The sequence below is a fragment of the Micromonospora sp. NPDC049081 genome (assembly GCF_040648835.1).
Classification (GTDB): Bacteria; Actinomycetota; Actinomycetes; order Mycobacteriales; family Micromonosporaceae; genus Micromonospora; species Micromonospora antibiotica.
Window position 1 is genome coordinate 194,267 of sequence record NZ_JBEZEK010000005.1, and the last position, 20,990, is coordinate 215,256.

A 20,990-nucleotide genomic window follows, 5' to 3' on the forward strand; every position below is an offset into this window, starting at 1 on the left:
CCGGGCCGGGGCGGAGTCGCCTGGATCGGGCCGCCGGGTTGGTCCGGTGGATCAGGTCTTCTGCGGGACCTGGTCGCTGGTCGGGGCCGGGAGCGGATCGCCGGACGGCGGGGTGTGCTCCCGCTTGTCGGCGGCGGTGGGACCGTGCGAGGTGAGCACCACCGGGGCGGCCAGCGCCCCGGCCACCGCCGCCGGCCAGTCGGTGGGCGTGGGGTCGTACACCGGGCGGGTCCGCAGCAGACGGGCGGTGAGGGCCGCCTGCCGGTCCAGGTCGCCGGGTGGGCCGGGGTGCAACCGGTCGACACCGTCGTAGCGGCGGCAGATCCGCAGCGCCGGGCGGGTCGGGTCGGGGTGGGTCAGGTCGAGGTGGGTGAGGGCGAGGCCGTCCACCCCACCGGCCACGTCCAGGGCGTACCGGTGGGCGACGGCGTCGAAGTGGCCGAAGCGGAACCGGCCCTGCCACGGGTTGGTCGGGTTGTGCGGATCGGTCAACGGCAGGGCCCGGTCCTCGGTGACCAGCGGACCGGGCCCGTGCCGGGTGGTGACCGTCCGCACCACCCCCAGCCGGTACGCCGACCCGGCCGCCCCCGCCTCGGCGAGCAGCGCCTCGGCGTTGGCGAAGGTGGTGGTGCTCCACGTGGTGTACGGGTGGAAGCCGTGCCACTCGTCCAGCAGCACCCCCTGTGCCCCCTCGAAGACGCAGGTCCCCGCCCGCAGCACCCCGGCCAGGTATGACCGGTCGACGATCGCCACCCGGTCGGCGAAGCCGGTGAACGCCGGCAGGCAGTCCGCCACCGGTGGGGCGTCCAGCGGACCGAGTTCGGCGGTCAGCCGGTCCCGCAGCACGGTGAGCCGGCGGCGCAGCAGTTCCGGGTCCCGGCAGTCGGCCACCCGGGGCGCCTCGTCGGGGTGGGCGAGCCCGTACCGGACGGACTCGCCCACCCCCAGCCCGCAGGAGCCGTGCCGGGCGGCCCCCCGGGCGATCTCCCGGAGCCGGTTGGCGGCCCGGTGGTACGGCGTGGCCAGCAACGCCTCCCCGTCGACGGTGAGCCGGTCGAGGGCGTCGGGCACCCCGACCGAGGCGAGGTGGTCGGCCTCGGCGGCCAGCGCCAGCGGGTCCACCACCTGCTGCCGGGCCAGGTGGGTGCGTACCCCCGGGTGGAACGTCCCCGCCCCGAACTGGGCGAACGTGTGGTGCCGGCCGTCGGGCAGCACCACGTTGTGGGCGGCCTGCGCACCCCCGTTGAACCGCACCACGGTGTGCACGTGGCGGGTCGCGCAGAGCCAGTCCACGACGGTGCCCTTGCCGGCGTCGCCGTAACCGAGGTCGACCACGATCACGTGCCGGCCCGGTCCGGTCCCGTTCGGTCCCGACGGGACCGGACCCGGCCGCCGGGTCGCGGGGGCGGGGACGTCGGTCACAGCCGGGTCACCCCACCGGCGTGGCGCGACCCGGTCGGGGCCGGCAGCGTGGAGACCTCGGTACGCCGGCCGCCGGCCAGCGGGGCCAGCGCCTTCGACACCGTGCCGCCGGCGGTGGAGCCGGCCCGGTCCAGGTCGCGCAGCCCCTCGTCGAGGTCGATGGCCTGCTCGCCGAGGCCGACGGTGAGCGCGATGGTCTCGCAGACCGCGTCCAGGTCGTCGAGGACGACGGCGCGCTGCCCGAGCAGGTCCCGCCAGAAGTCGAGCACCTTGGCGTTGCCGGCGTAGTGGCTGCCGGCGGGGAGCAGGTAGTAGGTGTCCCAGCGGCGGGTCACCTCGTCGACGATCTGCCGCAGCGGCACGTCCTCGCCGAGGTCGTCGCCGATCAGCCGGCGCACCTCCCGCCGGCTCACCCGGGGGTACGCCAGCTCGTCGCCGATGATGAACAGGTAGCCGCGCCGCCCGCGCTTCTCCCAACTGTCGGTGACCGTGTGCCGGGCCATGAAGTACATCGCCAGCTCGTACGACTCGGTCATCTGACCGCCGCCGCCGCCCTCCAGCACGATCCGGCCGAGGTCGGCGTCCATCCGGTTGTCCGACTCGAACTGCCCCACCTGCAACGGCACCCGGTCGCAGGTGGCGTCGCCGATCGCGCCGAACATCACCTGCGGGTCGCGGGCGTAGCCCTGGCGCAGCAGCAGCCCGAGCAGCTGCGGCAGCTTGGCCTGGAGGGTACGGGGCACGTGCCCCATCGAGCCGGTCACGTCGAACAGCACCGCGATGGGTGTCGACTGCGGGTGCTCGGCGTTGTCGCGGCTCTCCCGCAGGGCGTCGCGCGGGTCGAGCGCCGGGTGCACGGTGCGGGCCCCGCTGTCGCTGTAGGAGAACGCGCTGGTGCCCTTCTTCTTCCGGTAGCGGTCGGCGGCGTCGTACACGTCGGTGGACCAGATTCCGCTGCCCATGGCAGCCTCCCTAGGGGTTGAGGGTGAACGGTCGGAAGGTGCGTGGCCCGTAGAGCCGGTCGAGCACCTCGTCGAGTTCGCCCAGCAGTCGCCAGGCGTCGTCGGGTCGGGCGGCCAGCGCCGGGCGGCGGCAACCGTCGGCGAAGGCGCGTAGTTCACGGGGGGCACGGTCGCCCATCAGCCAGCTCATGCATGCCGCGGCCATCGCCAGGTCGGTGCCGGGGCCGGCGGGCCGCCGCGCGGTGACCTCCGGCGGGTACCAGTCCTCGTGCCCGGGGACCAGCGCCGGGACGGTGCCGCCGTCGACGGCGGAGAAGCACCAGTCGACGATCACCACGCCGTGCGCGTCCGGCTCGATCAGCACGTGCCGGGGGAGCACCGCGCCGTGCACCACGCCGGCCCGGTGGGCCAGGCCGAGGGCGACCAGCAGCCGCCGCCACATCCAGGCCGCGTCCCGGGCGTCCAACCCGTCGGGGTACGCCCGGCGTACCGCGTCGAGGTCGTGCAGCCCGGGTACGGCGGCGAGCACGGTGATCCGGCGTTCGGCCCCGTTGGCGGCGTCCCGGTGTCGGAAGGTGTCGACCAGTCGGGGCACGTACGGCAGGTGGCGCGGGTCGCCGCGTTCCTCGATCTGCCGCAGGGCGTGCGCCTCGCGGGCCAGCAGGTCGTTGTCGGCCGGGTCGCGGGGCAGCTTGAGCAGGCGGTCGGCCCCCACGTCGTAGAGGTCGGCGAGGTCACCGACGTGGGCGAGCGCCCCGAGCCGGTATCCCCCGAGCACGACGGTGGCCGGGTCGGTGGCGGCGCGGCCGTCCGGTGCCTGTCGGCCGGCGGTGGCCGTCGGGTCGCCGGGGGTGCCGGTCGGGTCGCCGGGTGCCGGGGTCCGGGTGGCCTGCCAGCGGGTGGTGACCTGGATGAACGCGTCGGTGGCGGCGGCGCGTACCTGATGGTCGAGCGCGCCCAGCCGGTCGGGGTGCAGGGCCGCGACCAGCTCGCGGTAGCGCTGCGCCGGGGTGTCGACGCCGAACAGGTCGGCGTCGGTGCGGGCCGCCGTGACCAGCCGGATCGCCTCGTCGGTCCTCACCGGACGGTCTCCTCCCGGGCGGGGCGCAGCAGCGCCGGGTGCAGCAGCCGGGCGTCGCCGGCCCGGTAGAGCCGGGCCCGGGGGCCGCCCCGGGCGCCGCCGCGTTCGGTGTTGCCGCCGGTGCTCTCGACGAAGCCGGGGACGGAGAGCACCTTGCGGTGGAAGTTGCCGGCGTGCAGCGGGTGCCCCCAGACCGTCTCGTAGACGCCGCGCAGCTCGGCGATGGTGAACTCGGGGCCGAGGAAGCGGGTGGCCAGCGGGGTGTATTCGAGCTTGGAGCGGGCCCGTTCCAGCCCGTCGTCGACGATCCGGGCGTGGTCGAAGGCGAGCTGCCGGCTGGGCAGGGCGGTGACCGGCAGCCACCCGGCCTCGTCGGCGTCGCTGTCGGCGACCGGGTCGGGCAGGTCGGGGGCGAAGGCGAGGTGGGCGACGGAGACGATCCGCATCCGGGGGTCCCGGTCGGGGGCACCGTAGCTGGCGAGTTGTTCCAGGTGGACCCGGCGCAGCCGGTCGCCACCGAGGCCGGTCTCCTCGGCGAGTTCGCGGCGGGCCCCGGTGGTGAGGTCCTCGTCGGGCTGGACGAAGCCGCCGGGCAGCGCCCAATGCCCCTGGTAGGGGGGTTGGCCACGCCGGATCAGCAGCAGGTGCAGCGCGCCCTCGCGGATGGTCAGCGCCACCACGTCCACGGTGATCGCGGTCGAGGGGTAGGCGCTGGGGTCGTATCCGGCGAGGAAGTCCTGCTCGTTCACGGCGTCCCTCTCAGGTTGAGAATTACTCGATCTGAGAACAACCTAGCTCACGAAACGGCGGTGGGCAACCGCCGTGCGTCGTTCAGCGGACGGTGCCCACCAGGTGCGGGCGGCCGGTCCGGGTGTCGTGCAGGGCGAAGTCCCAGCCCGGGGCGGCGCTGAACGCCACCGTCGACGGCAGCGGCACCGGCAGCTTGAACCCCACCTCCACGGTGTACGCCTCCGGCAGCCGGCTCTCCAGGGCGGCCAGGCAGCGCGCCTTGCTCCACATGCCGTGCGCGATCGGCCGGGGGAACCCGAACAGCCGCGCCCCCAGCCGGGAGGTGTGGATCGGGTTGTGGTCCCCGGAGACCCGGGCGTACTCCGTACCGACGCGGGGGGTGAGCCGCCAGTGCGCGGTGGCGGCCGGCGGCGCGGGGCGCCCACCCGGGTCACGCCCGGCACCCCCGCCGGCCCCGCGCTTCCGACCGAGGTACGTCGACACCCCGCGCCACACCTCCTCGCCACCGACCGAGCCGACCAGGACGACGTCGACCTGCCGCCCCCGGGCGTGCGGCCGGAGATTCTCGGCGTACGCGACGAAGTCCCACGGTTCGTCGGTCCGGACCGGGCGGTGCACGGTGATCCGGTTGCCCACGTGCACCACCCCGGCCAGCGGGAACGGGAACTCCGGCAGGGTCATCAACCGCAACGCCAGCGGGAACCCCAGCACGTGCGGGTAGGTCGCCGGCAGCGTGTCGGCCAGCCGGAAACCGCACACCCGGTCGTACCCGGCGAGGTGGGCCCGGTCGACGGTGACCCCGGCGACGGCCAACTCGACCGGGGGTGCGGCGTCCGGCCGGCGGGACCTGCCGATGCCGGGCAGCGCGTCGCGCAACGCCCGCCGGTAGAGCGCGCCCGGTCGGGGCAGACCGGGCAACTCCACCCGGGCCCGCCCGGCCCGCGCCGCCAGGTCCCCGTCGGCGTGCCCCGCGGTCGGACCCGCCGGACCCCCGGTGGCGTACGCCGACAGGTCCGTGGTGGCGGGTGTCGTCGGATCCTCGGGTGCCGGCGGACCCCCGGAGGCGTACGCCGACAGGTCGTGGGTCTCGTCGACGCTGCGGTCGGGTCCCGGGCCGGCGGCGCGGGCGGCGGCCAGCGCGGCCGGTGAGATGACCTCCGTCGGCCCCTCGATCAGGTCGCCGACCGACAGTTCGCCGTCGCCGGACTCCTCGGGTCGGTTCCTGCGCCGCGCCATCACGCCCCCAGCAGACTCTGGCCGCAGACCCGGACCACGTTGCCGCTGACCGCGCCCGAGGCCGGCCAGGCCAGCCAGCCGATCGTCTCGGCGACGTCCACCGGCAGGCCGCCCTGCGCCAGGCTGTTCATCCGGCGACCCGCCTCCCGGACCACCAGCGGGATACGGGCGGTCAGCCGGGTCTCGATGAAGCCGGGGGCGACCGCGTTGACGCTGATCCCCCGCCCGGCCAGTGCCGGGGCGAGCGAGTCGACCAGGCCGATCACCCCGGCCTTGCTGGTCGCATAGTTGGTCTGGCCCCGGTTGCCGGCGATCCCGGCGATCGACGAGACGGCGACCAGCCGGCCGCCCTCGGGGATCAACTCCCGTTCCAACAGCACGTCGTTGATCCGTTCCTGACTGGAGAGGTTGACGTCGAGCACCGCGTCCCACCGGTCGGCGTCCATCCGACCCAGCGTCTTGTCGCGGGTGATGCCGGCATTGTGCACCACCACGTCGACCCGGCCGTGCCGCTCGGCCAGGTGGTCGGCGAGCCGGGTGGGGGCGTCCGCCGTGGTGAGATCGAGCTGTACGGCGGTGCCGCCGATCTCGTTGACGACCGCCGCGAGGGCGTCCCCGGCCGCCGGGACGTCCAGCGCGACGACCTGCGCGCCGTCGCGGGCGAGTACCCGGGCGACCGCCGCGCCGATGCCCCGGGCCGCGCCGGTGACCAGTACCACCTGCCCGGCCAGCGGCCGGTTCCAGTCCGCCGGTACGACGGCCGGCCCGGTGCCGACCCGGACCACCTGCCCCGAGACGTACGCGGAGCGGCCGGAGAGCAGGAACCGCAGGGTCGCCTCCAGGCTGGTCGGGGTGCCGGCGTCACCGGTCGCGGTGACGTGGACCAGTTGCGCGGTGACGCCCCGACCGAACTCCTTGCCGATGCTGCGGGTCAGCCCCTCCAGGGCCCGCTGGGCGGTGGCCTCCCGGGGTGAGCCGCACTCGGCCGGCGGGGTGCCCAGCACGATCACCCGACCGCTGGGCAGCACCGCACGGGCCTGCGGGTGGAAGAAGTCGTAGAGCTGGCGCAGGCCGGTGGAGTCGGTGATGCCGGTGGCGTCGTAGACCAGGGCCCCGAACCGGGCGGACGTCCCGCCCCCGGCCGGTGCGCCGCCGTTCCCCGCCCGCTCGTCCCGGCCTGCGGGTCCGTCGGCTGCGGCGGCGGCGTCGTCGTGCCCGGCGGTCGGCCCGTCGGCTGCGGCGGAGTCGTCGCGCCCGGCGGCGGGTGGGGCGGTGCCGGTGCCGGTGCGTACGTCGACCCCGGCGGCGGTGAGGATGGCGGCGACCGGGTCGGCGAGTCGGCCGCCGGTGGCCGCGCCGAGCAGGACCGGGCCGGGCAGCAGCGGGTCGCCGGGGCTGTGCCGGCGCAGTCGCGGTGGATCGGGCAGCCCGAGGCGCTTGACCAGCGCGCGGCCGGCCCCCGATTGGACGAAGCTCGCGTACCTGTCGGTCATGGGCGTAGCCTACTGGCCAGTAGGTTGTGGGCAAGTCCTGAAACGGAGGCGGGATCGTGCAGAGCATCCGGCGGGTCGCGGTCATCGGCGGCAACCGCATCCCCTTCGCCCGGTCCAACTCCCGGTACGCCAGCGCGTCCAACGCGGACCTGCTCGGCGCGGCGCTGGACGGGCTGATCGCCCGGTTCGGGCTGGCCGGGCAGCGGGTCGGTGAGGTGGTCGCCGGGGCGGTCCTCAAGCACTCGAAGGACTTCAACCTGACCCGCGAGGTGGTACTCGGCTCGAAGCTCGACCCGCACACCCCCGCGTACGACATCCAGCAGGCGTGCGGCACCGGCCTGGAGGCGGCGATCCTGGTCGCCAACAAGATCGCCCTCGGGCAGCTCGACGTGGGCATCGCCGGGGGCGTCGACACCACCTCCGACGCGCCGCTGGCGATCAACGAGGACATGCGCCGCACCCTGCTGAAGCTCAACAGCGCCCGAACCCTCGGCGAGCGGCTGAAGATCGCCGCGAAGCTCCGCCCGCACCAGCCGTTCCGGCCCGAGCTGCCGCGTAACGCCGAGCCCCGCACCGGGCTGTCGATGGGCGAGCACGCCGCCCGGACGGCGCTGCGCTGGCAGATCGACCGGCGCTCCCAGGACGAGTTGGCGCTGCGCTCGCACCAGCGCCTCGCCGCCGCGTACGACAGGGGCTTCTTCGACGACCTGATGACCCCCTATCTGGGGCTGACCCGGGACCAGAACCTCCGCCCCGACACCAGCCTGGAGAAGCTCGGCGCGCTCCGGCCGGTCTTCGGCACCCGGGGCCCGGACGCCGAACAGGCCACCATGACCGCCGGCAACTCGTCCCCGCTGACCGACGGCGCGTCCACCGTGCTGCTCGCCTCCGAGCAGTGGGCGCGCGAGCACCAACTGCCCGTACTGGCCTGGTTCTCCTGGTCGGAGACGGCGGCGGTGGACTTCGTGCACGGCGACGAGGGACTGCTGATGGCCCCCGCGTACGCGGTGCCCCGGATGCTGGACCGGGCCGGGCTGACCCTCCAGGACTTCGACTTCTATGAGATCCACGAGGCGTTCGCGTCGCAGGTGCTGGCCACCCTGACGGCCTGGGAGTCGGCGGAGTTCGGCAAGGACCGGTTGGGGCGGGACGCCCCGCTGGGCGCGATCGACCGGGACCGGCTCAACGTCACCGGCTCGTCGCTGGCCGCCGGGCACCCGTTCGCCGCCACCGGTGGCCGGATCGTGGCGACGCTGGCGAAGTTGCTCGCCGAGAAGGGCGGCGGTCGGGGACTGATCTCGATCTGCGCGGCCGGCGGGCAGGGCGTGACCGCCATCCTGGAGCGCTGACCGCAGGCTCCACCACCCGGCCGGGCCGCGGGATCGCCGCCGGGGCGGGACACGCACCCCATCGGGGGACGAACCACCCGAAGGCTCACTTTTACGTGCTGACCTCCGCAGGATGAGGGCGCTACTCGTCCCGTTCCAGGAGGTTTGTGGTGAAACGTAGCCGTTGGCTTCTCGCCGTGCTCTCCAGCGCGGCCCTGGCCCTCCTCCCCGGGGCCGCCCCGTCGGCCGGTACGCCGGGCGGCGCGGCCCGGACCGCCACGCTTGTCGACGACGCCTCCCGAGGGCCGGACGGCAACCGATCCGGCCACGGCGGGCAGCCCGCCACCCGCGCCGAGCAGCCCACCGCGCGCGCCGAGCACAGCCGGCCCCGCACCCCGCAGCCGCCGCCTGACACACCGGGCCTGTGCCGGCCCGGCCTGCCGCCGGACGCCCCGCAGACCACCCGGTTCTATGACGACAACCGGCTGCTCGGGCCGGCCGTACTGCCGACACAGTCCCCGGTCGGCCCGCTGCTCGCCGGCTACCGACGGTTCGGCGCGCAGAGCGAGTCCCAGTGGATCTCGAACTACACCCTCAACGGGGCCGGGACCACGCTGGTCTTCCCGCCGGAGAACGGTTTCTTCCTCGGCCCGGACGGCAAGCCGGTGAAGCAGCGGCAGACCATGCTGCCCGGTTACCGCCTCGACCGCTTCGGCTTCACCGGTGGCGCCTTCCTGGCCCCGCTCGGCACCCCGTTCAACTCCCGCTCCCTCGCCCCGCAGAGCCTGAACACCCCGCCCACGCCGCCGGCCACCACGCCGGCCGCACCGCTGGCGAACTACCACACCTACTGCGTACTCAAGCCGTTCGACGTCGACTCCGGCCCGATCGCCCCCTGGTTCGCGCAGCCCGGCATGGGCACCCAGTTCCAGCTCAACCCGGAGTACGTGCCGCAGGCCGGCAAGCTGCTGACCGTGCAGTGGTTGCTCGACCACCACGTCATCGTCGAGGAGTATCTGGGTGGGGACACCCCGCCCTGCCCGACCGACGCCGTGCCGCGTCAGGGTGGGGCGGGCGGCGGGCTGCGTGCCGCACCGGTCTGCTGATCCGTTGCCGTCCCTTCCCCGCCCCCTGGAGGTCACCGTGGACCGGCACGAGTTGCGTAACGCCCTCTTCGCGACCGGGATCTCCCCGGACGCCTTCGAGCTGGAGGGGGTGCACGAGCACGTTCCCCTGCCACCCGACTTCTGGTTCCTGCGCCGGTCCGCCGACGGGCGGTGGGAGATCGGGGCGTACGAACGCGGGGTGTACGACGTCCGCCTGGCCTACGACACCGAGCCGGAGGCGTGCGCGGGGCTGTGGCGGGCACTGACCGGTCGTCCCACCCCACCCTGACGTGCCGCCCGGCCCCGGCCTGGCCGGGGTGATCCCCTCATCGGGGGCGGAACAGCGGTGTACCGGCCCGCGCGATACCGCTGTTCCGCCTCGCGGGAGTCGATCAGTCCGCCCCGCTGGGATCGATCAGGTCGATCTCAGCGGACCGTGTTGTCGGGGCTTCCTACCGTGGTGTCAGCCCGCCCGGACGTCCTGGTGGCGGTGTCCCGTCGAGGAGTGTCATGCCCGGTCGTGCCCTGCTGCGTACCGCTGCCGTTGCCGTTGCCGTCGTGCTCGCGGCCGGCGGTTGTGCCCCCACCACGAGGGATGTCGAGGGACCCCCGGCGGTCGGGGCGGCCGGCGGCCCGGCGGGGTCGGGCCACGGGAGGACCGGCTCCGGCGACACCGGCACGGTCACCGACGGCGGGGCCCCGGGCGTGGGGATCAAGGAGGCCGACCCCACCGCCGGCCCTTCGACCGGCGGTCCCACCGGCAGCCCTTCGACCGGCGGTGGCGGGGACAGCGACGGCGTCAAGTCCGGTACGAAGGCGAACGGCCCCACCATCAGCTACTTCCGGGTCACCGACAAGCCGCGCTGCCCGGCCGGCACCACCGTCAATCCGATCGCCGGCGGCGGCGTGCTGATGGAGTGGCGGGTCGGCAACGTGACCTCGGTGGCCCTGTCGGTCGACGGCCCCGGCATCTACCGCGACGACTACCCGTCGGCCGGCAGCGAGGAGTTCACCTTTCCCTGCTCGGGCCGGGAGGGCGACATCCAGCGGCACACCTACACGTTGACGGCGCGCAACGCGTACGGCAAGCAGACCAAGACCATCGTGGTCACCGCACCGGTGCACGACATCCCGAAGGTCTGACGCTGATTTCCGTGGACCACGCGGCCCGGCCGGCTCCGCCCGCCGGAAAGGTACGGCCGAGGCGGCGACGCCGCTGGTAAAGTCCGGTCCGCACAGACCTTCATTGAGACACGTATTCCGACGGGGGAGTGGAGATGCGCCGACAGTCCGGAGCACCAGACGGGACGGTCATGTCGGCTATCTACCCCAGGGTGGCGTTCATCAATGGGCTCCCTCAATATCGGGATCGTCGCGCATGTTGATGCGGGAAAGACGAGCCTGACCGAGCGGCTTCTTCAGCACACCGGTGTCATCGACCAGGTCGGAAGCGTCGACGCCGGTAGCACCCAGACCGACTCCATGGAGATGGAGCGGCGTCGTGGGATCACCATCCGGTCGGCGGTGGTGTCGTTCACCGTTGACGGTCTTCCGGTCAATCTGATCGACACACCCGGGCATCCCGATTTCATCGCCGAGGTGGAGCGGGCGCTACGGGTGCTCGACGGCGCGATTCTGGTGGTCTCGGCCGTCGAGGGGGTGCAGGCCCAGACCCGGATTCTCATGCGGACGCTGGCCCGCCTGCGGATTCCCGTCCTCGCCTTCGCCAACAAGATCGACCGCGTCGGTGCCCGCTACCAGGAGTTGCTGGACGGCATCGGGGAGAAACTGACCCCTCGCCGGCTCGCGATGAGCACGGTGACCGGTCCCGGCACCGCCGGGGCGCGGGCGCTGCCCCTGCCGTTGTCCGCTGGCGGGCGGGCCGCGTCGGTGGCCGACCTGCTGGCCGAGGGGAGCGACGCGTTCCTTGAGTCCTACCTCGATGACACGACGCACCTCACCGAGGGCGACTACCGCGCGGAGCTGACCCGCCAGGTGCGGCAGGCGCGGGTGGTGCCGGTGTACTTCGGCTCGGCCATCACCGGCGAGGGCGTGGGCGAACTGCTGCGGGCCGTCCGGGAGTTCCTCCCACCGTCGGTCGGCGACCCGGTGGCGCGGTTGCGGGCGAGCATCTTCAAGATCGACTGGGCGCCCGGCGGCGAGAAGGTCGCCTACGCGCGGGTGTACTCCGGCCGGCTCACGGCCCGCGAACCGGTGGACACCTACCGCCGTGGCCGCACCGGCGAGGTGATCGGGGGAAACGGCAAGGTGACGTCGGTACGGGTCTTCGCCCAGGGCACCACCACCCACGAGACTTCCGCCGGGCCCGGCGACATCGCCAAGGTGTACGGGCTGGCACACGTGCAGGTCGGCGACCAGCTCGGTGCACCCGAAGGACTGCCATCCGGTGGCTTCTTCGCGCCGCCCAGCCTGGAGACCGTCGTCCGGGCCGCCCGACCCGCACAGAACGCGCAGTTCTACCAGCGCCTGCAACGGCTGGCCGAGGAGGACCCGCTGATCAACGTACGCCGCAACGAGGCGGACCGGACCGTCTCGGTGGCGCTCTACGGCGAGGTGCAACGCGAGGTCATCAAGGACCTGATGCTGGACCGGTACGGCATCGAGGTGGTCTTCGAGGAGACCACGACGGTGTACGTCGAGAAGGTGGTGGGCGTCGGCCACGGGCTGGAGGTGATCTGGCAGAACGAGTTCGCCGCCACCGTCGGCCTGCGGATCGCACCGGGCCCCACCGGCAGCGGAGTGCGGTACCGGATCGAGGTCGAGCCCGGTGGGCTGCCCGCCGCCTTCCACAGGGCGATCGAGGAGACCGTCCGGCAGACGTTGCAGCAGGGGTTGCACGGCTGGGAGGTCGTCGACTGCGTGGTCACGTTGACCGACACCGCGTACTGCAGCCCGATCACCTCGGCCGGCGACTTCCGCAAGCTCACCCCGCTGGTGCTGATGACGGCGCTGAGCGCGGCGGGGACAACGGTGCACGAGCCGGTCAACCAGTTCGAGGTGGAGGTGCCCGACGACTCGGTCCGCGCGGTCATGTCCCGGCTGACCGCCGCGCGGGCGATCGTGGACCAGTGCGACACCCACGGCCCGGTCAGCCGCCTGCACGGCACGATCCCCGCGAGCAGCGTCCACGACATCGAGCGGCAACTACCGGGCCTGTCCCACGGCGAGGGCGTCTTCGTCTCCGCGCTGAGCGGCCACCGCCGCACCACCGGCACCCCGCCGACCCGACGGCGCACCGACGGCAACCCGCTGCACCGCAGGGAGTACCTGGCACACGTACTCAAACGGGGGTGACCGGTCGCCCGGCTCGACGCGGACACCGGGTGGCACGCGACCGCCGCCCTGGTCGGCCCGACCAGGGCGGCGGTCGTCGGGTAGGCGAGAATGAGGTACGTGACGACGATCCCGAACGTGCTCGCCCACCGGTACGCCTCACCCGAACTGGTCGCCCTCTGGTCCCCGCAGGAGAAGGTCCGGATGGAGCGGCGGCTCTGGCTCGCCGTGCTCCGCGCCCAGCGGGACCTCGGCGTGGCGGTGCCCGACGGCGTGGTCGAGGCGTACGAGCGGGTGGTCGACCAGGTCGACCTGGCGTCGATCGCCGAGCGGGAGCGGGTCACCCGGCACGACGTGAAGGCCCGGATCGAGGAGTTCAGCGCGCTCGCCGGGCACGAGCACGTGCACAAGGGGATGACCTCCCGCGACCTGACCGAGAACGTCGAGCAGCTCCAGGTGCGCGCCTCGCTGGAGCTGATCCGCGACCGGGTGGTCGCGGCGCTGGCCCGGCTGGCCCGGCTCGCCCACGAGCACTCCGGCCTGGTGCTGACCGGTCGCTCGCACAACGTCGCCGCGCAGGCCACCACCCTGGGCAAGCGCTTCGCCTCGGCTGCCGAGGAACTGCTCATCGCGTACGAGCGGCTGGAAGACCTGATCGAGCGGTACCCGTTGCGCGGCATCAAGGGCCCGGTCGGCACCGCCGCCGACCAGCTCGACCTCTTCGACGGGGACGCGGAGAAGGTCGCCGAGCTGGAGCGTCGGGTCGCCGGTCACCTCGGTTTCGCCCGGGTGCTGGACAGCGTCGGGCAGGTCTACCCGCGTTCGCTGGACTTCGACGTGCTGTCCGCCCTGGCGCAGGTGGCTGCCGCGCCGTCGTCGCTGGCCACCACGATCCGGCTGATGGTCGGTCAGGAGTTGGCCACCGAGGGCTTCAAGCCGGGCCAGGTCGGCTCCAGCGCGATGCCGCACAAGATGAACACCCGGTCGTCGGAGCGGGTGAACGGCTTCGCGGTGATCATCCGGGGTTACCTGTCGATGGTCGGCGAGCTGGCCGGCGACCAGTGGAACGAGGGGGACGTCTCCTGCTCGGTGGTCCGCCGGGTGGCCCTGCCGGACGCCTTCTTCGCCGCCGACGGGTTGTTCCAGACCTTCCTCACCGTGCTCGACGAGTTCGGGGCGTACCCGGCGGTGATCAGCCGGGAGCTGGAGCGCTTCCTGCCCTTCCTGGCCACCACCAAGATCCTCGTCGCGGCGGTGCGCCGGGGCGTCGGCCGGGAGGTCGCCCACGAGGTGATCAAGGAGCACGCGGTCGCGGTCGCCCTCGCCATGCGGGAGAAGGGCGCCCCGGACAACGACCTGTTCGACCGGCTGGCCGCCGACTCCCGCCTCGGCCTCACCCGCAGCGAGATCGACACCCTCGTCGCCGACCCCGCCACCTTCACCGGTGCCGCCCAGGCCCAGGTGGACGCGATCACCCGCCGCATCACCACGGTCGTCACCGCCCACCCCGAAGCCGCCACCTACTCCCCACCCCCCATCCTCTAACCCCCCTTCCCCCTCCCCGCCCACCCCCCTTCCCCGCCCACCCGCCCTCCCCGCCCGCCTTCCCCGGTGATCAAGAGCTTTGCGTCACCAATAAAGATCAACCAGCCCCAAACCTCTTGATCACGCTCTCCGGGCCTGGCCAGGCGTCGGCTCTCCCCGGTGATCAAGAGGTTTGCGTCACTAATGGAGATCGAATTGGCGTAAACCTCTTGATCACCGGGGCGAAGGGGCGGGGCCGAGGGGGTGGGGGCAAGGGGGTGGGTTAGGGGGTGGGGGTTTCGGGGGCGGAGGTGAGGTTGGGGGCGCTCGCCGGTTCGGCGATGCCGCCGGGGGCTTCGGTGAAGCCGGGGTCGTGGGCGGTCTCGGCGGCGATGAGGGGCTGGTCGTGCGGCATCACGTCGGGGACCTTGGGTGCCACGATCACCGCGGTGCCGTAGGCGCAGATCTCCATCCACATCTCGCCGCAGTCGCGGCTGTCGAAGCGCATTCCCACCACGGCGTTCGCGCCGATGCGCAGGGCCTCCTCGCCGAGCCGGGCCACCGAGTCGGTACGCCAGCGGGTGAGGTTGTCGGGGGCCATCGGGTCGTACGCGCCGCCGCGCAGGTTCTTGACCCCCTCGCGGTACGGGTTCCGGGTCCGCGCCATCGACGACACCACTTCGCCGAGGATCTGGCGGATCTCGTAGCCGGGCAGTTGATCCGTCGTCACGACCAGCACGGTTCCGATGCTGTCAGTAGTCGCAGAGCGTCGGAGCGTGCCGTGTGTGGCTGGTCGGATGCTGCAAAACGAGGCGGCGCGGACGGCCGGCACGCGACCGGCCATCCGCACCGCCCGGGGTGGTAACCGTCAGACACCGGCCGTCGAGGTGATCCAGGCCCGGTTGTACGCGACGCTGCCGTAGTTCTGGATGCTGGACCCGTCGGCGGTGGAGGCGACGCCGACCTGCCTGCCGTCGTAGAACTGGGGGCCGCCGGAGTCGCCGCGCCACGCGTTGCCGTTGACCCGGGTGCTGCGGATCGCTTGGCCGCCGTACGCGTCGCTGGCGTTGGTGCTGGTCACCCGCACCGAGGCGGTCTTGAGCTGGCTGGACGCCCCGCAGCCGCTGTAGCAGGTCATGCCCCAGCCGTAGATGGTGTTGGTGGAGCCGACGGGCGGGTTGCTGCCGGCCAGGCTGACCGGGGTGTTGGTGACGGTGCTGGCGAGCCGCAGCAGGGCGAGGTCGTTGCGGGTGTAGGAGGCGCTGACCGTACGGGTGGTGCCGCCGGAGGCGTAGTAGACGCTGCCGACCCGGACGGACATGGTGCCGCTGACGCAGTGCCGCGCGGTGAGTACCCACTGGGCGGCGATGACGCTGCCGGAGCAGGTGAACGACCCGTTGCTGAAGACGGCGGCGGCCCAGGGGGCGGAGGAGACGGTGCTGCCGCCGATGATCGGCTGTGGGCCGGCCGGGGCGGCGGTGGCCCCGGAGGCGGCGACGAGGACACCGGCGAGGGCGGTGGTCAGCACCGCGAGCGTGGAGCGGAGGCGCATGTCGGGGGACTCCTTCGGCTCGGGCCCGGGATCGCCGGGCCGGGTCGGCCGCCGGGGCGGGGGTGGCCCGCCGGTACGGCGACCATGCATCGACACTTGGCGATAGAGGTTAGGGGTGGCCCGGCTCGTTCACAAGATTCTGATCTGGATCGGTCGATGTGACAGAGCTGACCCACGACGCGCTCGTCCCTGTTTGTCGGATACCGGTCGCAAATCTGGCGTTGGACCACGTATTGCCTGCTCAGGACGGGTGTGTGGAGGCGACGCGTCGACAATCGGCAACAAAACCGCATCAGAGCGGCAACGAACGGATCTCGGCCGCCCGTCCGGACGACCGGTAACGTCGATCACTGCCTGAACTGCGCCCGGCCGGTGCGTCCGGACCGGAATCTGCCAGGTACGCTGGCCTCGCTCGCCCGTAGTGGGCCGGCACCCAACTGCGTACACAGTCAGGAGTGCCCAGTGCCTCGCGTCGTCGTCGACGTCATGCTCAAGCCCGAGATCCTCGATCCTCAGGGCCAGGCCGTCGCAAACGCGCTGCCGCGGCTCGGCGTCAGTGACGTCGCCTCCGTCCGGATCGGCAGGCGGATCGAGATCGAGTTCACCGGCGAACCGGACCTGGACCGGGCCCGGGAGATCGCCGACAAGCTGCTCGCCAACCCCGTCATCGAGGACTTCACGGTCCGGGTCGAGGCCGACGAGACCGCGGACGCGCACTCGTGACCGCCCGGGTCGGAGTGGTGACCTTCCCCGGCTCGCTGGACGACGGGGACGCCGCCCGCGCCGTGCGGATCGCCGGCGCGGAGCCGGTCCGGCTCTGGCACGGTGACCCGGAGCTGCACGGGGTGGACGCCGTCGTCCTCCCGGGTGGCTTCTCCTACGGCGACTACCTGCGTTGCGGGGCCATCGCCCGGTTCGCCCCGGTGATGGAGACCCTGGTCGACGCCGCCCGGGGCGGCCTGCCGGTGCTCGGCATCTGCAACGGCTTCCAGATCCTCTGCGAGGCCCACCTGCTGCCCGGCGCGCTCACCCGCAACCAGCACCTGCACTTCCGCAACCGGGACCAGGTCCTCCGGATCGAGGCGGTCGGCACCGCCTGGACGAACACCTTCCAGTCCGGCCAGGAGATCCTCATCCCGGTCAAGAACGGCGAGGGCTGCTACGTCGCGGACACCGCCACCCTCGACGCACTGGAGGCCGAGGGGCGGGTCGTCGCCCGTTACGTCGGCGGCAACCCGAACGGTTCGCAGCGGGACATCGCCGCGATCACCAACGCTGCCGGCAACGTGGTCGGCATCATGCCCCATCCGGAGCACGCGGTCGAGGCGCTCACCGGCCCCTCGCTGGACGGCCTCGGCTTCTTCACCTCCGTGCTCAAGCACCTGGTGGGGACGCCGGCGTGACGGTGCGCGGCGGGAACATCGGTCGGCTCCACCGCCCCACGGGCGGGTACGAGCGCAGCGAGGAGAGGTCATGACCACCCACCAGGACCCGGCCGTTCGGGCAGCCGCGGGCTCCGGCCCGGCGGAGCCGCACGCGGCTGTCGCGCCCCCGGCCGGCACAGCCGCAGCCGGCCGGCACAGCGGTCCGGCACCGGCCATCGACTGGACGGACGGCGTGGACACCGTGCAGCGGGCCACCACCACCGGCGACGAGCTCCAGCCGTACGCCGAGCTCGGCCTGCGCGACGACGAGTACGACCGGATCCGGCACATCCTCGGCCGCCGCCCCACCCAGGCCGAGCTGGCCATGTACTCGATCATGTGGAGCGAGCACTGCTCCTACAAGTCGAGCAAGGTGCACCTGCGCCAGTTCGGCGAGAAGGCCCCGCCCAGCGACCGGCTGCTCGCCGGCATCGGGGAGAACGCGGGCGTCGTCCGGGTCTCCGACACGCTGGCCGTCACCTTCAAGGTCGAGTCGCACAACCACCCGAGCTTCGTCGAGCCCTACCAGGGTGCGGCGACCGGTGTCGGTGGCATCGTCCGGGACATCCTGGCGATGGGCGCCCGCCCGGTCGCGGTGATGGACCCGCTGCGCTTCGGCGCGGCCGACCACCCGGACACCGCCCGGGTACTGCCCGGCGTGGTGGCCGGCGTCGGCGGCTACGGCAACTGCCTCGGCCTGCCCAACATCGGCGGTGAGCTGGTCTTCGACCCCTGCTACCAGGGCAACCCGCTGCTCAACGCGCTCTGCCTGGGCGTGCTGCCGGTCGACCGGTTGCAGAAGAAGGACGCCGCCGGCCCCGGCAACATCGTGGTGCTGCTCGGCGCGAAGACCGGCCGGGACGGCATCGGCGGCGTGTCGGTGCTGGCCAGCGCCACCTTCGACGAGGGCAGCGAGCAGCGCCGCCCGTCGGTGCAGGTCGGTGACCCGTTCATCGAGAAGCTGCTGATCGAGGCGTGCCTGGAGCTGTACGACGCCGAGCTGGTCGTCGGCATCCAGGATCTCGGCGGCGCGGGCCTGACCTGCGCGCTCACCGAGACCGCCGCGTCGGCCGGCACCGGGATGCGGGTCTGGCTGGAGCGGGTCCCGCTGCGCGAGCCGTCGATGGAGCCGCACGAGATCCTGGCCAGCGAGTCCCAGGAGCGGATGCTGCTGGTCGTCACGCCGGACAAGCTGGAGCCGGTGCTCAAGACCGCCGAGAAGTGGGGCGTGCTCGCCACCGCGATCGGCGAGGTCACCGCCCCCGCTCCCGACGGCCGGCCGGGCCGGCTGCTGGTCACCTGGAACGACCACGTGGTGGTCGACGTGCCGCCGGGCTCGCTGGTCGACGACGGTCCGGTCTACGCCCGCCCGATGCGGGAGCCGGCCGACCTGATCCTGCTCCAGGCCGACCGGGCCGAGACGCTGCCCCGGCCGAGCACCCCGGAGGCGCTGCGGGAGACCCTGCTGCGCATGATCGCCTCGCCGAACCTGGCCGACAAGACCTGGGTCACCGAGCAGTACGACAGGTACGTGCTGGGCAACACCGTGCTGGCCCAGCCCGAGGACTCCGGCGTGATCCGGATCGACGAGCAGAGCGGCCTCGGGGTCGCCCTCTCCGTCGACGGCAACGGCCGGTACGCCCGCCTGAACCCGTACCAGGGGACGAAGCTCGCGCTCGCCGAGGCGTACCGGAACGTGGCGGTGACCGGTGCGAAGCCGATCGCCGTGACCAACTGCCTCAACTTCGGCTCGCCGGAGGACCCGGGCGTGATGTGGCAGTTCGCCGAGGCCGTCCGTGGCCTGGCCGACGGCTGCCTGGAGCTGGGCATCCCGGTGACCGGCGGCAACGTCAGCTTCTACAACCAGACCGGTGCCGCCGCGATCCACCCGACCCCGGTGGTGGGTGTGCTGGGGGTGCTGGACAACGTGGCCGACCGGGTGCCGATGGGCTTCGTCCCGCGTACCGGCGGCGACCACGACCAGTTGTTCCTGCTGGGCGACACGCACGTGGAGCTGTCCGGCTCGGAGTGGGCCTGGGTGACGCACGAGCACCTGGGCGGGATGCCGCCGCAGGTCGACCTGGGCCGGGAGCGCCAGCTCGCCGAGCTGATGGCCGAGGCCGCCCGGGTGGGTCACCTCAGCTCCGCACACGACCTGTCCGACGGCGGTCTCGCCCAGAGCCTGGTGGAGTCCTGCCTGCGTCGGGGGGTCGGGGCCCGGATCGGGGTGCCGGAGCGCTTCGCCGACGGTTCGCTGCCGTTCGTCTTCCTCTTCAGCGAGTCCGCCGGCCGGGTGCTGGTGACCGTCCCGCGCGGGCACGAGAAGGCGTTCACCGCCCTCTGCGACGAGCGGGCCGTGCCGTGGGAGCAGATCGGCGTGACCGACCCGGCGAGCGGCGCCCTGGACGTGCACGGCCAGTTCCGGATCGGTCTGGACGAGCTGCGGGCCGCGCACACCGCGACCCTGCCCCGGCTCTTCGGCGGGCCGGAAGCGGCCCAGGTGCAGGTCGAGGCGGTCCGGACGGGCACCACCACGATCGCGCCGGCCACCGCCGGGCAGCCGGTGGACGTGCCGGACCGGCAGCAGCCGGCGGACGCGGACGACCCGGCCGGCGAGGTCGTGGCCGCCCCGACGACCGCCGCGCCGGTCTCGGGTGGCCCGGTGCCGGGTGGTCCGGAGACCGGTACCGCACCGGACGCCTCCGCTGACTCCACGCCGGCACCGGACGCCCCGACGGGCACCACCCCGGCGGATGCCCCCTCCGGGGCGGACGACGCGCCGACGGCCGGTGGACAGGGCACCGACGTACCGGCGGCGGGGCCCACCCCGCAGGCCGGCGCGGACGACGCCGCAGCCTCCGGGGCCGGTGACGGCGACGGGCAGCGTCCGACACCCGACCAGCGCTGAGGCGGTGGCCTCGGTCGTCCACGCCCAGCCCGGATCGGGTGCCCGGTTCGACTGGGGGCTGACCGGGGCGGCGGAACTCGGCCGGGTCTGCGCGGTACTGGTGGTGGTGGACGTGCTGTCGTTCACCACCGCCGTCGAGGTGGCGGTGGCCCGGGGGATGCGGGTCCACCCGTTCCCCTGGGGCGAGCAGGCAGCCGACTACGCGGTGCGGGTCGGCGCGGTGGCCGCGGTGGGTCGCCGGCAGACGAGCGCGGAGCACCCGTGGTCGCTCTCCCCGGCGGCCCTGGGCAGCGCACCGCTCGTCGCCGACCTGGTGCTGCCGTCACCGAACGGTTCCGCGATCAGCGCCGCCGCCAGTGCCACCGGGCGGCCGGTGGTCGCTGCCTGCCTGCGCAACGCCCGCGCCGTCGGGCATTGGCTGCTCCGCCACGGGTACGGCGGGACGGACGCACCGGTGGGGGTGGTGGCCGCCGGTGAACGCTGGCCGGACGGCACGCTGCGCCCCTCGGTGGAGGATCAGTTGGGCGCGGCCAGCGTGCTGGACGCGATCTCCGGGGTGCCCGGGGGACTCTCGGTGGAGGCGGCGGTGGCGCTCGCCGCCCTGGCCAGCACCCCCGACATACCGGCGGCGGTACGCGGGTGCGTCTCCGGTCGGGAGTTGATCGAGGCGGGCTTCGCCGGTGACGTCGAGGTCGCCGTGCAACGGGACGTCTCGACCGTGGTGCCGGTGCTCCGCCAGGGCGTCTTCTCAGCCGGCTGAAGCGGCCCCGGCCGGCGCGGACCGGTCCGCTGCCGGTGGCTGCCCCGCCGCGACACCCGGGCCGAAGCCGGCCGTCGACCTGGGCCGTCGGGCGTTCCCGGCCTGACCGTCGGTCGCCCTGGTGTGGGTCACAGCGACTGCGGGCCGCCC

18 protein-coding genes are annotated in these 20,990 nt (G+C 73.4%); 10 read left to right on the plus strand and 8 right to left on the minus strand.

All coding sequences use genetic code 11. From position 1 onward, the window contains the following. Positions 1–51 precede the first annotated feature (51 nt). From AB0B63_RS10945 to AB0B63_RS10970, 6 genes are all read right to left on the minus strand, one after another. The gene (locus AB0B63_RS10945) at positions 52–1,338 is read right to left on the minus strand and encodes an adenylosuccinate synthetase (protein ID WP_357017115.1); all 1,287 of its coding nucleotides are present in this window, start codon (positions 1,336–1,338) and stop codon (positions 52–54) included. Positions 1,339–1,418: 80 nt separating this feature from the next. Continuing rightward, on the minus strand, positions 1,419–2,384 hold the full coding sequence (locus AB0B63_RS10950) for a hypothetical protein (protein ID WP_357016877.1): 966 nt from the start codon (positions 2,382–2,384) through the stop codon (positions 1,419–1,421). A gap of 10 nt (positions 2,385–2,394) precedes the next feature. Further along, positions 2,395–3,465 carry a serine/threonine protein kinase gene (locus AB0B63_RS10955; RefSeq protein ID WP_357016880.1) on the minus strand — a complete coding sequence of 357 codons (1,071 nt, stop codon included), beginning with the start codon at positions 3,463–3,465 and terminating at the stop codon, positions 2,395–2,397. After that, on the minus strand, positions 3,462–4,214 hold the full coding sequence (locus tag AB0B63_RS10960) for an NUDIX domain-containing protein (protein ID WP_208565336.1): 753 nt from the start codon (positions 4,212–4,214) through the stop codon (positions 3,462–3,464). Before AB0B63_RS10960 ends, AB0B63_RS10955 begins: the two co-directional genes overlap by 4 nt. Positions 4,215–4,296: 82 nt before the next feature. Continuing rightward, positions 4,297–5,166 carry a MaoC/PaaZ C-terminal domain-containing protein gene (locus AB0B63_RS10965; RefSeq protein ID WP_357017118.1) on the minus strand — a complete coding sequence of 290 codons (870 nt, stop codon included), beginning with the start codon at positions 5,164–5,166 and terminating at the stop codon, positions 4,297–4,299. 284 nt (positions 5,167–5,450) lie between these two features. After that, entirely contained in the window at positions 5,451–6,944 is a 1,494-nt protein-coding gene (locus tag AB0B63_RS10970) for a 3-oxoacyl-ACP reductase (protein ID WP_357016884.1), read from the minus strand. Between the two features lie 56 nt (positions 6,945–7,000). Between AB0B63_RS10970 and AB0B63_RS10975 the strand changes: the two genes are divergently transcribed. The 6 genes from AB0B63_RS10975 to purB all read left to right on the plus strand — a co-directional run bounded on the left by AB0B63_RS10975 (position 7,001) and on the right by purB (position 14,217). Next, the gene (locus AB0B63_RS10975; protein WP_357016887.1) at positions 7,001–8,293 is read left to right on the plus strand and encodes an acetyl-CoA C-acetyltransferase; all 1,293 of its coding nucleotides are present in this window, start codon (positions 7,001–7,003) and stop codon (positions 8,291–8,293) included. A 149-nt stretch (positions 8,294–8,442) separates the two neighbouring features. Further along, positions 8,443–9,378, plus strand: coding sequence for a TNT domain-containing protein (locus AB0B63_RS10980; RefSeq protein WP_357016890.1), 936 nt, complete (start codon positions 8,443–8,445; stop codon positions 9,376–9,378). 4 nt (positions 9,379–9,382) lie between these two features. After that, entirely contained in the window at positions 9,383–9,667 is a 285-nt protein-coding gene (locus AB0B63_RS10985) for a hypothetical protein (protein ID WP_357016893.1), read from the plus strand. Positions 9,668–9,888: 221 nt separating this feature from the next. Further along, positions 9,889–10,521, plus strand: a complete 633-nt coding sequence (locus AB0B63_RS10990; protein ID WP_357016895.1) for a hypothetical protein — start codon at positions 9,889–9,891, stop codon at positions 10,519–10,521. 204 nt (positions 10,522–10,725) lie between these two features. After that, complete coding sequence (locus AB0B63_RS10995; protein WP_357016898.1) at positions 10,726–12,693, plus strand: translation factor GTPase family protein; 1,968 nt, start codon at positions 10,726–10,728, stop codon at positions 12,691–12,693. A gap of 99 nt (positions 12,694–12,792) precedes the next feature. Beyond that, positions 12,793–14,217 (plus strand): adenylosuccinate lyase, encoded by a 1,425-nt coding sequence (purB, locus tag AB0B63_RS11000; protein ID WP_357016901.1) that lies wholly within the window; start codon positions 12,793–12,795, stop codon positions 14,215–14,217. 262 nt (positions 14,218–14,479) lie between these two features. Here the strand turns inward: purB and AB0B63_RS11005 are convergent, their stop codons facing one another. Both AB0B63_RS11005 and AB0B63_RS11010 read right to left on the minus strand, forming a co-directional pair. Next, positions 14,480–15,040 carry a YbjQ family protein gene (locus AB0B63_RS11005; RefSeq protein WP_357016904.1) on the minus strand — a complete coding sequence of 187 codons (561 nt, stop codon included), beginning with the start codon at positions 15,038–15,040 and terminating at the stop codon, positions 14,480–14,482. 24 nt (positions 15,041–15,064) lie between these two features. Beyond that, positions 15,065–15,748 (minus strand): DUF1986 domain-containing protein, encoded by a 684-nt coding sequence (locus tag AB0B63_RS11010; protein WP_219465576.1) that lies wholly within the window; start codon positions 15,746–15,748, stop codon positions 15,065–15,067. Positions 15,749–16,210: 462 nt separating this feature from the next. On the opposite strand from AB0B63_RS11010, the gene purS reads away from it, so the two are divergent. From purS to AB0B63_RS11030, 4 genes are all read left to right on the plus strand, one after another. Next, a complete protein-coding gene (gene purS, locus AB0B63_RS11015; protein WP_208565347.1) occupies positions 16,211–16,471 on the plus strand; it encodes a phosphoribosylformylglycinamidine synthase subunit PurS in 261 nt (86 codons plus the stop codon). Continuing rightward, a complete protein-coding gene (gene purQ / locus AB0B63_RS11020) occupies positions 16,468–17,151 on the plus strand; it encodes a phosphoribosylformylglycinamidine synthase subunit PurQ (RefSeq protein WP_357016908.1) in 684 nt (227 codons plus the stop codon). Before purS ends, purQ begins: the two co-directional genes overlap by 4 nt. A 70-nt stretch (positions 17,152–17,221) precedes the next feature. Beyond that, the gene (gene purL / locus AB0B63_RS11025; RefSeq protein ID WP_357016911.1) at positions 17,222–20,080 is read left to right on the plus strand and encodes a phosphoribosylformylglycinamidine synthase subunit PurL; all 2,859 of its coding nucleotides are present in this window, start codon (positions 17,222–17,224) and stop codon (positions 20,078–20,080) included. Between the two features lie 4 nt (positions 20,081–20,084). Next, a complete protein-coding gene (locus AB0B63_RS11030) occupies positions 20,085–20,840 on the plus strand; it encodes a 2-phosphosulfolactate phosphatase (RefSeq protein ID WP_357016914.1) in 756 nt (251 codons plus the stop codon). The last annotated feature ends 150 nt before the right edge of the window (positions 20,841–20,990 follow it).

Coding starts and splice junctions, on each gene's coding strand:
- AB0B63_RS11010 (WP_219465576.1), bottom strand. CDS start 15,748: ATGCGCCTCCGCTCCACGCTCGCGGTGCTGACCACCGCCCTCGCCGGT.
- AB0B63_RS11005 (WP_357016904.1), bottom strand. CDS start 15,040: ATGGCCGGTCGCGTGCCGGCCGTCCGCGCCGCCTCGTTTTGCAGCATC.
- AB0B63_RS10995 (WP_357016898.1), top strand. CDS start 10,726: ATGGGCTCCCTCAATATCGGGATCGTCGCGCATGTTGATGCGGGAAAG.
- purL (WP_357016911.1), top strand. CDS start 17,222: ATGACCACCCACCAGGACCCGGCCGTTCGGGCAGCCGCGGGCTCCGGC.
- AB0B63_RS10970 (WP_357016884.1), bottom strand. CDS start 6,944: ATGACCGACAGGTACGCGAGCTTCGTCCAATCGGGGGCCGGCCGCGCG.
- AB0B63_RS10990 (WP_357016895.1), top strand. CDS start 9,889: ATGCCCGGTCGTGCCCTGCTGCGTACCGCTGCCGTTGCCGTTGCCGTC.
- AB0B63_RS10950 (WP_357016877.1), bottom strand. CDS start 2,384: ATGGGCAGCGGAATCTGGTCCACCGACGTGTACGACGCCGCCGACCGC.